A 15,059-nucleotide genomic window follows, 5' to 3' on the forward strand; every position below is an offset into this window, starting at 1 on the left:
GCCGATGATATGGTACATGAAGCTAGGATAGAAAAAGAGTTTTTGGAAGTTATGAAAATTGAGGAAGTTGGCGAAGGGATGAGGGTATGCCTTGACTTTATCGATATATTACAGCCACAAGATGGCGTGTATGTCGGCAATACAGGGTATGGTTATGTAAAAGTGCTTTCCGAAAATCGAGAGTCAGAAAATTATCCTCCCAGACCTTTTCGTATTAACTGTGGGTCTTTTCACCAATATTTATATCAAGAAAATAAGACCCATTACTTACATGAGTTGAATCCTGGAGAGAAAATCAACGTGGAAGGAGAACAGGAAGAAAGAGAACTATCGCTTGGCCGTGTAAAAATAGAAAAGCGTCCATTTGTAAGAGTGGAATGCCAAAGCGAGGAAGGGACCGTGTCTGTTACCTTACAGAAAACCACGAGTGTTCATGTATTAGAAGAAAACAAGGGAGAAATATCGATGGAAGATTTAGAAATTGGCCATCGCATCCTCTGCTTGAAAGATAAGCCGGGCCGTCATTTAGGAGAACAAGTCGATGAGGTGATTGTTGAAAAGTGATGATCTCACAACCAATAACCTGACATCCTTTAGGTATTTTTGATAAGCTGTTGATTAATAGTTCGAGTGGCCAGATTACACAACGTCTGCTGCTATTGCCGATGGTTTTATCTTACGTATATGATCAGTTGCCAAAACAGAATTATAACTACTCATTTTAAGGAAAGCCTTTAACTTTTGTTACAACGTAAACGTTGACGTAACTATCAATGTTTACGTTTGTATATTTTATAAATGGATTTTATCAAAAATTATTCCACAAATGAGTCAAAAAAAATAGATGATAAACCATACCCGGGTTAATTGATAGACAGTCCAGGGACGCAATCAAACGGATCCGTTGAGTATGGTTATCTTTTTTATAATTTTAAACCACTTCTACTCTTAAATCTTCGTAACAAGGTATGACTTTCTACCCTCGTAATCCCCTCGAGAGCATATAATTCTTTATTGATAAATGACTCCAACTCTTTAAAGTCTTTGACAAGGACATGCATATGTAGCGTACTTGGTCCTGTCATTTGATAACAGCTTGCGACATATGGGTTATTTGCAAGGTTTTCTGCTACTTCTACAAGGGATCTTGGTTCACAATCGACTTCAAAAAATGCGGAAACTTGTTTTCCGACTTTTTCACTGTTGACGACTGCCGTAAATTTTTCAATTACCCCGCATTCAATCAACTGATTGACTCTTGCACGTACGGCTACCCTCGAAAGATCTAGCTGCTTTCCAATATCCGTATAGGATAACCTTCCATCCTCGATCAATAACTCCAATATTTTTTTATCTAAATCATCAATCTTCGTTAAAGGATCTTTCATAATTAAGCCACCCGACCTTCTGCCTGCTTTTGTTATAAGCTGATGCTTTTCAAAATTCTATCACTATTACATGACGTTTATCAAACGCCGACAGCATGATTGCCGAAAAAAAGAAAAAATTTAAACTTTTTGTCAATTAAGGGTTTCAATTTTCTGAATTGTACAATATAATTGTTTTCAACACAATATCTTTTGTTAATTAAATCATTGATTCTAGTTAACTTTCGAAATTTATTCACGTAAGATAGTTGTGTTTTCGACTTTAAATTTAGAGAAAACATTATGAAGTGTTTTCTTTTATAAGGAGGGATGAAATGGTTGGTTTAATTGCTAACAGGTTTTTACAGTTGGTTTTGCTTTTATTTGGAATTTCTTTTCTCGTGTTTATGAGTATGCACTTTGCTCCAGGTGACCCAGCTACGATTATAGGAGGACCAACGGCAACAGAATCCGACTTAGCGGCGATAAGGGCTGAATTAGGATTGAATGACCCGGTACTGCTCCAATACTTTGATTACATACGAGGGGTAGTCCAAGGAGATCTTGGTTATTCGTTCCAAAATAACCAGTCTGTATCTGAAGCCATTGCAACTCGTTTTCCCCAGACGTTAAATCTGGCTATAGCAAGCATGGTAGTAGCTATATTAATCGGAGTTCCTGCTGGGATCATATCAGCGATCAAACAGAATTCCTGGTTCGATGTTTCCAGTACAACGATTGCACTTGCAGGCATTTCGATTCCGAACTTCTGGCTAGGTGCAATGCTGATTCTTGTTTTTTCTGTTCAGCTTCAATGGCTGCCTGTCGGAGGGCTTAACGCTCCGTTTTGGTCCATTGAAGGGATGAAACAATTAATACTCCCAGCAATCACGCTTGGAACAGCATCGGCTGCAATGATTGCGAGAATGAGCCGGTCGGCGATGCTGGAAGTCATCCGCGCTGACTATATCAGGACAGCTAAAGCAAAAGGAGTCAAGAGGAATGCAGTGGTTTGGATCCATGCGTTAAGAAACGCGATGATTCCTGTAATTACGGTCATCGGATTAAACTTTGGTTTTCTTCTGGGAGGCACGATCATTACAGAGCAAGTCTTCGCTATTAACGGTGTAGGACGACTGATGATTGATGCGATTGCTGCCAGGGATTTCCCAGTTGTACAAGGGACCGTCTTATTGGTAGCCACGCTGTTTGTTGTGGTCAATTTATTAGTTGATATTATTTACGCTTTTATAGACCCAAGGATCAGTTACGACTAGATAGAAGGGAGGGAGTATATTGGCAGGTTCAAGTACTTTAGCGCGTCAACAAGTCGATGCACAAAATAACCAAAGGAAAAAAGAAAAGATGGTCGTCAAAACGATGAAGCGTTTGATCAAAAATAAGTTGGCTTTATTTGGCTTAATCATTATTTTTGTTCAAATCATTCTTGCTTTATTCGCACCTTGGTTTGCAGCCTATGATCCGATAAAGCAAGACTTAACAAACGCGGAGCTCGGCATAGGAGCAGAAGGTCACTGGTTAGGAACCGATAATTACGGCCGGGATGTCTGGTCGCGACTCGTGTTCGGAGCACGGATTTCCCTGCTGGTCGGGATTGGCTCCGTAGGTTTAGGACTTATTGGCGGCATTACGCTTGGATTAATTTCTGGTTATTTTAAAAAGTTAGATGGAATCATTATGAGATTTGTTGATTTACTTTTTGCTTTTCCTGGGATTTTACTTGCTATGCTAATCATTGCAATGTTAGGGACAAGCTTGGTCAATGTTGTTATTGCCATCAGTATCTGGTCGATTCCAACGTGTGCAAGAATCGTCCGGGGAAGCGTGCTATCGATCAAAAAACAAGAGTACATAATGGCGATGAAGTCACTCGGTGCAGGAAATTTAAGGATTCTCGTTAAACATATCCTCCCGAACTGCACCGCGCCAATCATTGTTTTTGCTACGATGCGTATGGCTACGGCTATCCTATCAACAGCTGCCTTGAGTTTCTTAGGTTTAGGCGCACAGCCACCAACAGCGGAATGGGGCGCTATGATTGCAGCTGGACAAGATTACATGTTCACTTCCCCTCACCTCACGATCGTACCCGGTATTGCTATTATGCTGGTCGTATTTGCCTTTAACGTGGTCGGAGATGGCTTAAGAGACGCGCTTGATCCAAACATGGATTTAGATTATTAAATTAGGAGGAATGACATTGAAAAAATTTCGTTTACTCGGTGTTTCGTTATTCGTATTTGTTTTGGTTGCTTTAGCAGGATGTAGTAGTGAATCTGGCGGCGCATCTAATAGTGGGGCAAATGATTCAAATGCTCCGCAGGAACTGACTTATGCTACCACCTCTGATGTGGTCGGGCTATCCCCGATCGATACCAATGATTCTGTTTCTTCTGCGGTGATTGAACAAGTCTATGAAACTCTTTTTGTCCGTGATTCAAAGACGATGGAAATCAAACCTCATTTAGCAGAATCATACGAAAACCCTGATGACCGTACTTGGGTGATTAAATTAAAAGAAGATGTGAAGTTTCACGATGGCACTCCTTTTAACGCTGAAGCGGTGAAATACACGTTTGAGCAGTTTATGGACGAAGAACGAGCTGCTCCTCGTGCTTCGTTGCTAGAACCAATTGAATCCATAGAAGTACAAGATGAATACACGGTCGTTATTAAAACCACAGAGCCTTATGGTCCATTGCTAGCTGCCTTGTCACATACGAATGCTTCTATTGTAAGTCCTGAAGCCGATAAATCCGGTGAATTGAACAAAAACCCAGTAGGAACAGGTCCTTTCGTTTTTGAAGAGTGGGTGCAAGGGGACCACGTTTCTCTTAAGAAAAACGAGGATTACTGGAATGGGGCTCCTGACTTAGAAAATGTCACGATGAAAGTGGTGCCAGAATATTCAACGGCTGTATCTATGCTTCAAACAGGGGAAGTTCAGTTTATTGATGCGATCCCTACGGAACAGCTCCCACGTTTGGAATCTATTAAAAATGTAGAGATTCAACAAAAAGAAGGAACTCCAGTCTACTACTTAGGCTTTAATATGAACAAAGAACCATTCAATGACATCAATTTCCGTAAAGCTGTATCTTATGCGATAGACCGGGAAGCTTACGTGGAGCAATTAAAGGGACTCGGTGTTAAGAACAACAGCATTATTGGACCAAAAGTGTTTGGATATGATGAATCAGCCTCTGAAGAAGGTTATTCCTACGATCCTGAAAAAGCCAAGCAATTGATTGAGGAGCATGGCTTTGAGGGGCAGGAGATCACATTACTGGCAGCGAATCGTGAAAGTTATATGAAGATGGCAGAAATCGTCCAGGCTAACCTTACAGAAGCTGGATTTAACGTAAAAATTGAGACAATGGAATGGGGTACCTTCCTGGATACAACGGCAGAAGGTAATTTCGAAATGACTTTCCTTGGCTGGTCAAACAGTACAGCCGACGGTAGTGAACTGCTATATCCGAATTTACACTCGGACAATATTGGTTCTTCTAACCGGATGGGGTACGACAACCCTGAGTTCGATAAACTGGTGAATGAATCTCGTGTGACCGTCGATCAGGAAGTTCGTAAACAGAAACTGAATGAAGCGAATATCATGGCCGTTAACGATGCTGTGTGGGTCCCTATGCATCACGGTGTTGTTACCGCAGCATTTGATCAATCAGTCAAAGGGCTGGAACTTGACCCCACTGGCCAATGGTCTCTTTACAATGTAAGCAGAGAGTAGGGTGATTTATGGAAACACTATTGAACGTCAACAACTTAGTGACATCCTTCCGTACAGCCAAGGAGAAAATCCAGGCTGTGCGGGGAGTGTCTTTTTCCGTGGATAAGGGAGAAACATTGTGTATCGTCGGTGAATCAGGTTGTGGAAAGAGTATCACCACCTTGTCTATCATGGGACTGCTTCCGGATAACGGCGAAATATCGGAGGGGTCCATTACGTTTCAAGGGCAAGAACTCACGAAAAAAAAAGAAGAAGAAATGAGAAGGCATCGAGGCAATGATATTTCCATGATATTTCAAGAGCCGATGACAGCTTTGAACCCTGTTTTTACGGTAGGTTATCAAATTATGGAGCCTTTAAATCTTCATACGAATCTAGGAAAAAATGAGAAAAGAAAGCGCGCGGTTGAACTGCTGAATCAAGTCGGATTATCAAACCCGGAAAAAACATTGAAAAAATATCCCCACGAACTAAGTGGTGGGATGAGACAGCGGGTTATGATTGCGATTAGCCTGGCTTGTAACCCTTCATTATTAATTGCTGATGAGCCAACGACAGCATTAGATGTCACCATCCAAGCGCAAATATTGGATTTAATCGATGACTTAAAGGAAAAAATGGGGATGGGCGTACTCATGGTTACGCACGATATGGGCGTTGTTGCCGAAGTCGCTGACCGTGTGATGGTCATGTATGCGGGAAATGTCGTGGAAACAGGTACCGTAAAAGAAGTTTTTGAAAACCCTAGCCATCCTTACACCAAAGGGCTGCTCGCTTCGGTCCCCAATGTTGATGAGGAAGACCATAGTCTTGAAGCGATTCCTGGGACACTACCGAATTTGAATGAGAAAATTGCCGGCTGTCGTTTCCATCCAAGGTGTCCCTATGCCATGGATAAATGCAGGAAGGAAGACCCTCCTCATTTTCGTATCACGGATCAACAGCAATCGAAATGCTGGCTACATGAGGAGGTGCCGTCACATGAGTCTACACACAAAGCCTATTCTTGAAGTCGATCAAGTAAAAAAGTATTTTCCTATTAAAAGCGGTTTTCTGAAACGGACTGTTGCCAACGTTCAGGCAGTCGAAAATGTATCGGTGGATGTCATGGAAGGCGAAACATTAGGTATCGTTGGAGAGTCCGGCTGTGGAAAGTCTACATTTGGACGCACCATACTTGGTCTGGAAAGTCTGACGGATGGCTCCATCAAATTCCGTGGAGAAGAGATAGGCGGTCTATCAGATCGCCAGTTGAAAAAATATAAAAAAGAAATGCAAATGATCTTCCAGGATCCTTACGCCTCTTTGAATCCGAGGCGGCGGATTGGCGATGCACTAGAGGAAGCCTTTATTATTCATACGAACTTAAGAAAGACGGAACGGAAACAGCGAGTGAAAGAACTTCTCGTGGAAGTCGGATTAAAGGAGGAGCACGCCGAACGCTATCCGCACGAATTCAGCGGAGGTCAACGACAGCGGATCGGAATCGCTCGAGCTGTTTCTTTGAATCCTTCTTTAATTGTATGTGATGAGGCCGTTTCAGCACTGGATGTTTCTGTCCAGGCACAAATCATTCAGCTTTTGAAAGAACTGCAGCAATCTCATCAGCTTACTTATTTATTCATTTCCCATGACCTTGGCGTTGTAAAACACATATCAGACCGAGTCTTAGTCATGTACTTAGGTGCAACCGCTGAACTTGCACCAGCCGGCCAATTGTTTTCGAATCCGCTTCATCCTTATACACAAGCTCTCCTGTCTGCCATTCCCAGACCTGTAGTAGGACGTAAAAAGGAACGCATTCGTTTGAAAGGAGAGCTGCCTAACGCCTCCAATTACCCGAGCGGTTGTCCTTTTCATACGCGATGCCCGCTTGCTCATGAACGCTGTCGACAGGAAAAACCTGTATGGCGAGAGGTGGAGAAAGGGCATTTTGTAGCCTGTCATGAAGTTTAATCAGCAAGGGCACAAGCGCCTTTAGCTGCAAGCTAAAGGTAACCAACGGAATTTTTAACGTGTGTATGCGGGGCAGCTACAGAACCAGCTGAACGTAAACAAACGGAAATTGATACGAAAGGAGCACGTCAATGAAGCACTTAGACAATCTCTATAACCCATACGAAACGCCGAGGCATACGACGATCGCAAAAAACGGCATGGTTGCTACCTCTCAACCTCTAGCCGCTCAGGCGGGACTTACCATGTTACAAAAAGGAGGAAATGCGATAGATGCGGCGATTGCTGCTGCGGCTACCTTAACTGTGGTAGAACCGACTTCGAATGGCATTGGAAGTGATGCTTTCGCACTCGTATGGGTGAAAGATAAACTATATGGTTTGAACGGGAGCGGTCATGCTCCAGCATCGATTTCTATTGATAAACTAAAAAGCCGTGGTTATGATGAAATCCCTAAATACGGGTTCGTTCCCGTCACTGTACCAGGAGCACCTGGAGCGTGGGTAGAGTTATCCAACCGATTTGGCAAGCTTCCATTTGAAGAAGTTCTAGCCCCTGCTATCCAATACGCTGAAGAAGGCTACCCTGTCTCACCAGTACTCGGTAAGTTCTGGGCTATGGCAGCTGAGAAATTCAAAGAAACGCTTGAAGGGGAAGAGTTCTCCCATTGGTTTGATACATTCGCACCGAACGGCCAGGCACCTCAAATCGGGGAGGTGTGGAAGTCAAAGGGGCATGCGACTACACTGAGAAAGATTGCAGAAACAAAAGGGGAGGCCTTCTATAAAGGAGAGTTGGCCGAGCAGATGGACCAATTCTCTAAGCAGTATGGCGGGTACATAACCAAAGAAGATCTTGCAGCCTACGAGCCGAAATGGGTCGAGCCGATTTCTGTCGATTATAGAGGTTATCAGGTTTGGGAAATTCCTCCGAACGGACAGGGCATCGTAGCTTTATCTGCTCTTAACATTCTGAAAGGCTTCGATATTCGCGAAAAAGAATCGGTAAATACGTACCATAAACAAATCGAAGCGATGAAACTGGCCTTTGCTGACGGAGAAAAATATATTGCAGACGAATCGTTTATGCATGTAAGCAGTGAGGATTTACTTAACGAAAGCTATGCCGAGGAAAGAAGAGGGTTAATAGGAGATACAGCACGTTTACCAGAGTCTGGAACCCCACCCAAAGGGGGCACCGTCTATCTGGCGGCTGCTGATAATGAAGGGAATATGGTGTCATTTATTCAAAGCAACTACATGGGTTTCGGTTCCGGGTTGGTTGTACCAGGAACAGGAATTGCTTTGCAAAACCGGGGCCATAATTTTTCAATGGACCCTGAGCATGCCAACTCGTTACAAGGAAACAAAAAATCCTACCATACGATCATCCCTGGCTTCCTGACAAAAGGAAAGGAACCAGTGGGACCATTTGGAGTTATGGGTGGATTTATGCAGCCGCAAGGCCATGTTCAAGTAGCCATGAATACGGTTGATTTTCACTTGAACCCACAGGCTGCGTTAGATTCTCCGAGGTGGCAATGGATGAAAGAACGTACCGTCTGGGTAGAGCCGAATTTCCCTAGCCATGTGGCTGAAGCTTTGGCAAGAAAAGGACATAACATTGAAATTCAATTAGAGACGGGGGCATTCGGAAGGGGTCAAGTTATTTGGCGTGATCCTCAAACAGGAACATTGTTTGGAGGAACGGAGTCCCGAACAGATGGAGCAATTGCCGCCTATTAAGTTATAAAGAGATGTAGGAGAAAGGAGATGTAAGAATGCAGCAATGGAATCTCTTTATAGCATTTTTCCGTGTCGGAATGCTTGGTTATGGGGGCGGACCATCTTCCATTCCTCTCGTCCACAAAGAAGTGGTGGAAAAGTATAAGTGGTTGACAGATGATGATTTTGGGGATGTACTTGCACTCGGTAACTCGCTTCCGGGGCCCATTGCAACAAAAATGGCCGGCTATATCGGATACCGGGTCTCCGGCATTCTTGGCATGCTGAATGCTGTCATGGCCACCATCCTGCCAACAATAGTCATCATGATTGTTTTGATTACTTCGCTCAACAGCTTTCGAAATCAACCGTGGGTGAATGGGATGACCAATGCAGTGATACCTGTCGTGGGCGTGATGCTGGCAAAGCTTACGTATGACTTTTTTAAAAAAGCAAAGGTGAACATGGGATGGACGGCCACAATAATTTTAGGGGTCAGTTCCCTGGCATTGATTGAATGGGCGGGCATCCATCCTGGACTCATTATTTTTGCTTTGCTTTTGTATGCACTGCTGCGCCCAAAGAAAAAGAAAGATGTCACCTTACATAGACAGGAGCAATCCTCATGATGCTGTGGAATATATTTGTCGCCTTTTTCATCCCTGGTATTGTAGGGTACGGGGGCGGTCCTGCCTCTATCCCATTGGTTGAAAATGAAGTCGTCGATCGTTTTGGATGGATGAACGTATCAGAATTCAGTGAAATGCTGGCCATGGCGAATGCTTTGCCTGGACCGATCGCAACAAAAATGGCCGGCTTTATCGGTTACCAGCAAGCAGGCGTTTTGGGAGCTGTCACAGGTGTCTTCGCAACTGTTGCTCCCTCATTGATTTTGATGATTTTATTGTTGAGTCTTTTGGCTAAATTTAAGAACTCCCCACGGGTTAAAACGATGACTAACTTGATTCGTCCCGCAATTGCTGTGCTGCTCGGGATTATGGCTTTTCAATTTTTCAGTACTTCCTATGAAGCCAGCGGGTTGATACAGACAGGCTTTTTAATTGTGGCTAGTTTGATTTTGCTGGAAAAAATGAAAATACATCCGGCGTTTGTTATTTTAGGATCACTGGTTTACGGTGCAGTCTTCTTGGGAAATATTTGATATCGCTACCGCATTTCCAATCCATAACAACAGACGACATTATGTATTAGAAGAAAACAAGGCAGAAGTAGCGATCGAAGATTTAGAAGTTGTCCATCGCATCCTTGACTTGAAAGATAAGCCTAGCCATCACTTAGGTGAACAAAACAATGAGTTGACTGTTGAAAAGTGATGATCTCATAACAAATAACCTGACATCCTTCAGGTATTCTTGATAAGCTATATATAAGAAGGTTTTGAGAGAAAGGAGAACGTTATGAGACTAGCATTCCTATCTGATATTCATGGAAACGCCCGTGCCCTGGATGCTGTGTTAGAAGATATCGAAAATAGAAATGTCGACCAGTTGTTTGTGCTTGGTGATATCGCTTATCGAGGGCTTGAGCCTGAGCGTTCGGTTGAATTAGTGCGGGGGCTTGATGCCCAAGTTATCAAAGGGAACGCAGATGAATGGATTGTCAGGGGAGTTCAGGAAGGCGAAGTCCCTGACAAAGTGATCTCAGGTATGAATCAGGAGAGAGACTGGGCACATGCTAATATGTCGAGCGAGTCAGTCAACTATCTGAACGAGCTGCCAAAAGAAATAAAGGAAGAGCATAAAGGAATAAACATCCACGGATTTCACGCGACACCAGCCGACCTGTTTGAAGTGGTGTTACCGAATGCCGCAGAGGAAGAAATGACAGATCGTTTGATGGCAAATCAACTGGCTGATGTCTATATTTATGGACATATTCATAAGCCGTATCTCCGCTATATCAATGGAAAAATGGTGATCAATACAGGGAGCGTTGGTCTTCCTTTCGATGGGTTAGCCCAGCCATCTTATGTGTTGATCGATATCGGGGAGAATGGAGTGCAAGCCTCTATTGTAAGGACGAATTATGATTTAGCTGGTTTAGTAGAAGATATAGAAGCTTCTGATTACCCTCAAAAAGATGTACTGACGAACTTATTAATGAACGCATCTGTTTAAGGCCTGTCCCTAATATGGGATAGGTCGTAAATATGTTTTCTCACTATTTTAAAACATGATCCGAAGATACTCGCCGTTCCTTAACGCAAAAGTCATTCTAATTAGTAGCATTTTATAAAAACAAAACCAGGAAAGGTACCAATACCTTACTTTCCTGGTTTTGTTTTTTTCTTCACAATGTAAAGAGAAAGACGCTCATAATTGGGGAGTATTCACCTATCCTAAATGGATTAAATAAGAATCTGGAGGAAATTAAACGCTTATGATTTTCCGTTATAAAAAAAGCCCAAAAAGAAAGTGTGATTTCCTTTTGGGCAAATAAGAAGACATCCATCGCAAGTAGTTGGGTGGTCAACTTGAATGGAATGTTTCGCTTTTTATTAGACCAGAACATACGTTCCGATCGAAGTGTTTATTCCCTGTCAGGCGGGAAGGAAGATTTGATGGGTCAGTTTTAGAAACTGAGGATTTATTGAAAAATCCTGTAATTGGTAAGACTTACACAGATGAATTTGGAGGATATAAAGGAATTTCCCGAATTGTAGTAAGGAAATTTCACTTTTATTTTAATAGACAATAAAGTGGTTATTATTGCGATATTATTTCCAGGTGAATATAAATAATGAAAAAATATATCAACAAGCAAATCTGATCCCATGTTTCGTAAAGGGGGTCTTTTTTAATTGCTCCTGTCTCCCGTATGGGTGATTTCCATGTACAGGACCTCGATGAGGAGCTCCCTTATCGTTTTCCTACTCATATTAAAAAGAAAATCAGCATGGTGAAAGAAGGTCATTGGTGCCTGCTCACAATATGGTGATTTCAGATTTTCGATGATACTCATATTAGCGCAGTTTTAAAAAACTCCCTCATACTTGAATATTAGTAAGAGGGAGTTCTTTGAGTGATTTATTTTAATGGTAGTACCTCGACTGGACCAAGAGGACCCTGGTACAGTCCCCCACCTCCGCTTGCATCGAATACACGAATGCTTATAACGTTTTCTTCCCCATAATTAATCGTATCAGCAGGGATAACATACTCGCGGTCCCAGTCCCAGGCTGAAATCATGCCTTCTTCGCCTTCTCCGGTTGGAAATTCCCCAGATTGGGCGATTTTCTCGCCGTTGACATAAGTGGTATCGACATCATCGATTCTTCCCAGCTTAATTTTTAGGGAATGACCTTCCCATTGTTCAGGGATATCGATGGTTTTCCGGTACCAGCCATAAACATTACTTTCATTATAGTCCGAATGCTCTTCCCAACTGGATGGAAGGGTGACTTCCTGCCACTGGCTGTCATCATACCCTGACTCTTTCCAGTTCATGTTGTCTCCTTTTTGGAACAACCAGGTACCAGTTAGTTCAATTTCTGGGAGTGCAATCGTTTTAGCTTTGGAATCTCCGATGGCGATTTGATAGACTCCTGCTTCTTCAGCGATTTGCCAGGTGAAGGTAACTTCTGCTGTTCCACCACCAGGTGCCGCTGGTACTTCAATTTTTTTGCTGTCTACTGTTTCCCCATTTACATTCAAAGGAACAGTTGCTGTTCCTTTATAACTTCCATAATTGGTGACAGTCGCTGTAGCTGTAATTGTCTGATCCTCTGAAGTAACTTCAAGGTTGCTGTAGGTGAAGGCAGGTTCTTTTTCTGTTACCATAACCGTCTGACTATCAAGGCCTTTGATGCTTATTTCCTGTTCGCCGGTTTCAAACAATTTATTCGAACTCAGGTTAACTTCTTTCGTTACTCCAGGGGCGATTCTGATTTTCTTTTTTGAAACGGTTTCCCCGTTAATTTGCAGCTCCAATTCTTTACCGGTGATAATATTGCCTTCATTAGTGACAGTTGCGGTCACTTCAAACTGATCATTAGTCTGGATTTCTTCTGGTACTTCTTTATAATCCATCGTTAACTCTGGAGCTTTGTATTCTGGCAGTTCTTTGACTTCTTCTTTATCCGCAGGGTAAAGTCTAACGGCATGTCCGCCGCCTGCAGCCATGGAAGCTGTCAGTGTGTCGTTCGAATCAACGCTCACTCTGTCGATGGAAACCTGTGTGGGGTTTTTCTCAAGATTCGCTTCAGGTCCATCAGAATATATCTCAGCTACATATTTCTTGCCGTTATCCAGGAAGTCAAGGGCAACATCCAGGTCTCTTGCCTTTTCATCGGTGATACTTCCGATATACCATTCATTGCCGCTGCGCCGGACAATGGTAGCATAATCCCCGATTTCTGCATTTGGAACGATAATGTCATCCCAGGTAACCGGTACATCTTTAATGAACTTGAATTCTGGCAGAATCTGACCGTTTTCATCTTTATAGTTTTCAGGCAGATCCGCAACCATCTGTGTTCCAGTGGTAATCGTTACATAGAGTGCCAGTTGTTTGGCACGGGTAGAGTGTACTCGTGTATCGGCATGCGAAATGTTCACATCGAATATCCCCGGGGTAAAATCAATCGGTCCACCCATCATTCTGGTGAAGGGCAGGATTGTATCATGTTCCGGTGGGTTATTCTGGTCTCCAAATGCAGCATACTCCATTCCCATTACACCTTCACGACTCATCCAGTTCGGGTATGTTCGTGCAAGGCCGGTAGGTTTAATCGGTTCGTGTGTATTGATCATGATATCGTATTCCGCAGCTTTTTTTACGGCATTATTATAATGATTGACCATATATTGCCCGTGGTGCTTTTGGCCTTCTGGATTATGAATGCCATAGTCTGCGACATAACCGCTTTTAATCGCATGAATGCCTAACTGCTGGTACATGCGGTAAGCTTCGTCCATTTGTTCTTCATAATTTATAATATCGCCGGATGTTTCATTGTGCATGATGTATGATACGTTACGATCTTTTGCATATTGAACAACTTCATCCAAATTGTAATCAGGGTAGGGTTCGGTAAAACTGAATTTATCGCCATTTTCAATCCAATTACCGTCCCAGCCAATATTCCATCCTTCAACTAAAAGACCGATGTTTTGATTTTCCGTATCTAAATACTTATTGGCAAAATCGATGTATCTTTTCGCATTTTCGGTGGTGGCCCCATGTTTTTCTCCAGATGCCCAGGTTGATTTACCGCTGATCATTTCCCACCATACACCGACATATTTCATTGGCTCAATCCACGATGTATCTTCAATGGCGGACGGTTCATTAAGGTTTAAAATCATATCCGATTCAACAAGGTCTCCTGCATCCTCGCCGATTTCAATTGTTCTCCAGGGAGTCTCGACAGGAAGGCTATCTTTCTTTACCTTCACGTTACTGTCCGGCCAGGGTGCCAAAATACTTTTCAACGTATTTTCTTCTCCATTTACCGCTTTCAGCGCCATGCCAGAATAATCGATCAAGGCAGCCTCGTGAACAGCAAGATGTATACCTTCCGGCGTCTTCATCGTTAAAGGGGTGCTTACTTCGTCTACCTCACTTAATGGAGTTTTATTGTAGTTGTATTCATAGCTGTCCCAATCATTCGGAATCCACCAGGAGGTATTATTGCTAGAAAAATGGAATTCCGTCTCCTCGCCAGTAATCTGCAGATTTTCATCGAGGTTTTCTTGTTGTGGAAGTACATAACGGAACCCTACGCCGTCATCATAAATGCGGAATACGATGTTCATCTTGCGCTTCGGCTCATCTTTTTCCTGAAGGTAAATGGTTAACTGCTTATAATGGTTCTTGATTTTACTTTTTTCTCCCCATACAGGCTCCCAATGTTCGTTAAAATTTTCAATAGAGGTGTCTATAATCTTGAAGTTACGCTTAAGGGGGGCCTGCTCCTTGAACTGAAACCCTAGTGAAGAAGGTTCGATCAGAAAAGTCTTCCCATAGGAAATCTGATACTGAGGCTCTCCCTGCTCAGTAAGGTGAAACTCAACCTTGACTTTCCCATTGGGCGAGTGGGCGAATGTTTTAATATTCTCCTGCTCGTCTGCTTTTCCTAAAGCATTTACTCCAAATAGACTGGCAGAGAACATTAACATGAATACAACGATGAATAACGATAATAAGCTCTTTTTAAAACTCATATACTCCTCCTTAGTTTTGTTTGATTTTCTGTAGTTGATGATAAAAGAGAGGTGAAAG

Annotated in this window: 13 protein-coding genes; 11 read left to right on the forward strand and 2 right to left on the reverse strand. The window is 42.8% G+C overall.

The features are described from left to right. The first annotated feature begins 9 nt into the window (after positions 1-9). Positions 10-564 (forward strand): 3-dehydroquinate synthase II domain-containing protein, encoded by a 555-nt coding sequence (locus BLV00_RS11065; RefSeq protein WP_093045052.1) that lies wholly within the window; start codon positions 10-12, stop codon positions 562-564. A gap of 359 nt (positions 565-923) precedes the next feature. Here the strand turns inward: BLV00_RS11065 and BLV00_RS11070 are convergent, their stop codons facing one another. Further along, positions 924-1,388, reverse strand: coding sequence for an Lrp/AsnC family transcriptional regulator (locus tag BLV00_RS11070; protein ID WP_093045053.1), 465 nt, complete (start codon positions 1,386-1,388; stop codon positions 924-926). A gap of 314 nt (positions 1,389-1,702) precedes the next feature. Here BLV00_RS11070 and nikB point away from each other — a divergent pair, with 314 nt between their 5' ends. The 10 genes from nikB to BLV00_RS11120 all read left to right on the forward strand — a co-directional run bounded on the left by nikB (position 1,703) and on the right by BLV00_RS11120 (position 10,954). Continuing rightward, complete coding sequence (gene nikB / locus BLV00_RS11075) at positions 1,703-2,644, forward strand: nickel ABC transporter permease (protein ID WP_093045054.1); 942 nt, start codon at positions 1,703-1,705, stop codon at positions 2,642-2,644. Positions 2,645-2,732: 88 nt separating this feature from the next. Then, positions 2,733-3,572 carry an ABC transporter permease gene (locus tag BLV00_RS11080; RefSeq protein ID WP_093045144.1) on the forward strand — a complete coding sequence of 280 codons (840 nt, stop codon included), beginning with the start codon at positions 2,733-2,735 and terminating at the stop codon, positions 3,570-3,572. Positions 3,573-3,582: 10 nt separating this feature from the next. Next, positions 3,583-5,136: a glutathione ABC transporter substrate-binding protein gene (locus BLV00_RS11085; RefSeq protein ID WP_093045055.1), complete on the forward strand. Its 1,554-nt coding sequence runs from the start codon at positions 3,583-3,585 to the stop codon at positions 5,134-5,136. An 8-nt stretch (positions 5,137-5,144) separates the two neighbouring features. After that, positions 5,145-6,146, forward strand: coding sequence for an ABC transporter ATP-binding protein (locus BLV00_RS11090; protein ID WP_093045056.1), 1,002 nt, complete (start codon positions 5,145-5,147; stop codon positions 6,144-6,146). Further along, on the forward strand, positions 6,118-7,092 hold the full coding sequence (locus tag BLV00_RS11095) for an ABC transporter ATP-binding protein (RefSeq protein WP_093045057.1): 975 nt from the start codon (positions 6,118-6,120) through the stop codon (positions 7,090-7,092). The genes BLV00_RS11090 and BLV00_RS11095 overlap by 29 nt, the downstream gene beginning before the upstream one ends. A 131-nt stretch (positions 7,093-7,223) precedes the next feature. Further along, positions 7,224-8,837 carry a gamma-glutamyltransferase family protein gene (locus tag BLV00_RS11100; RefSeq protein WP_093045058.1) on the forward strand — a complete coding sequence of 538 codons (1,614 nt, stop codon included), beginning with the start codon at positions 7,224-7,226 and terminating at the stop codon, positions 8,835-8,837. A 35-nt stretch (positions 8,838-8,872) separates the two neighbouring features. Further along, entirely contained in the window at positions 8,873-9,445 is a 573-nt protein-coding gene (locus tag BLV00_RS11105) for a chromate transporter (protein WP_093045059.1), read from the forward strand. Continuing rightward, on the forward strand, positions 9,442-9,978 hold the full coding sequence (locus tag BLV00_RS11110; RefSeq protein WP_093045060.1) for a chromate transporter: 537 nt from the start codon (positions 9,442-9,444) through the stop codon (positions 9,976-9,978). Before BLV00_RS11105 ends, BLV00_RS11110 begins: the two co-directional genes overlap by 4 nt. Next, complete coding sequence (locus BLV00_RS11115) at positions 9,953-10,150, forward strand: hypothetical protein (RefSeq protein ID WP_093045061.1); 198 nt, start codon at positions 9,953-9,955, stop codon at positions 10,148-10,150. Before BLV00_RS11110 ends, BLV00_RS11115 begins: the two co-directional genes overlap by 26 nt. Before the next feature lie 84 nt (positions 10,151-10,234). Continuing rightward, a complete protein-coding gene (locus tag BLV00_RS11120) occupies positions 10,235-10,954 on the forward strand; it encodes a metallophosphoesterase family protein (RefSeq protein ID WP_093045062.1) in 720 nt (239 codons plus the stop codon). Positions 10,955-11,863: 909 nt separating this feature from the next. Here the strand turns inward: BLV00_RS11120 and BLV00_RS11125 are convergent. Beyond that, entirely contained in the window at positions 11,864-15,001 is a 3,138-nt protein-coding gene (locus BLV00_RS11125; RefSeq protein ID WP_093045063.1) for a glycoside hydrolase family 97 protein, read from the reverse strand. Positions 15,002-15,059 lie beyond the last annotated feature (58 nt).

It is taken from the genome of Thalassobacillus cyri (assembly GCF_900107755.1).
Classification (GTDB): domain Bacteria; phylum Bacillota; class Bacilli; order Bacillales; family Halobacillaceae; genus Thalassobacillus; species Thalassobacillus cyri.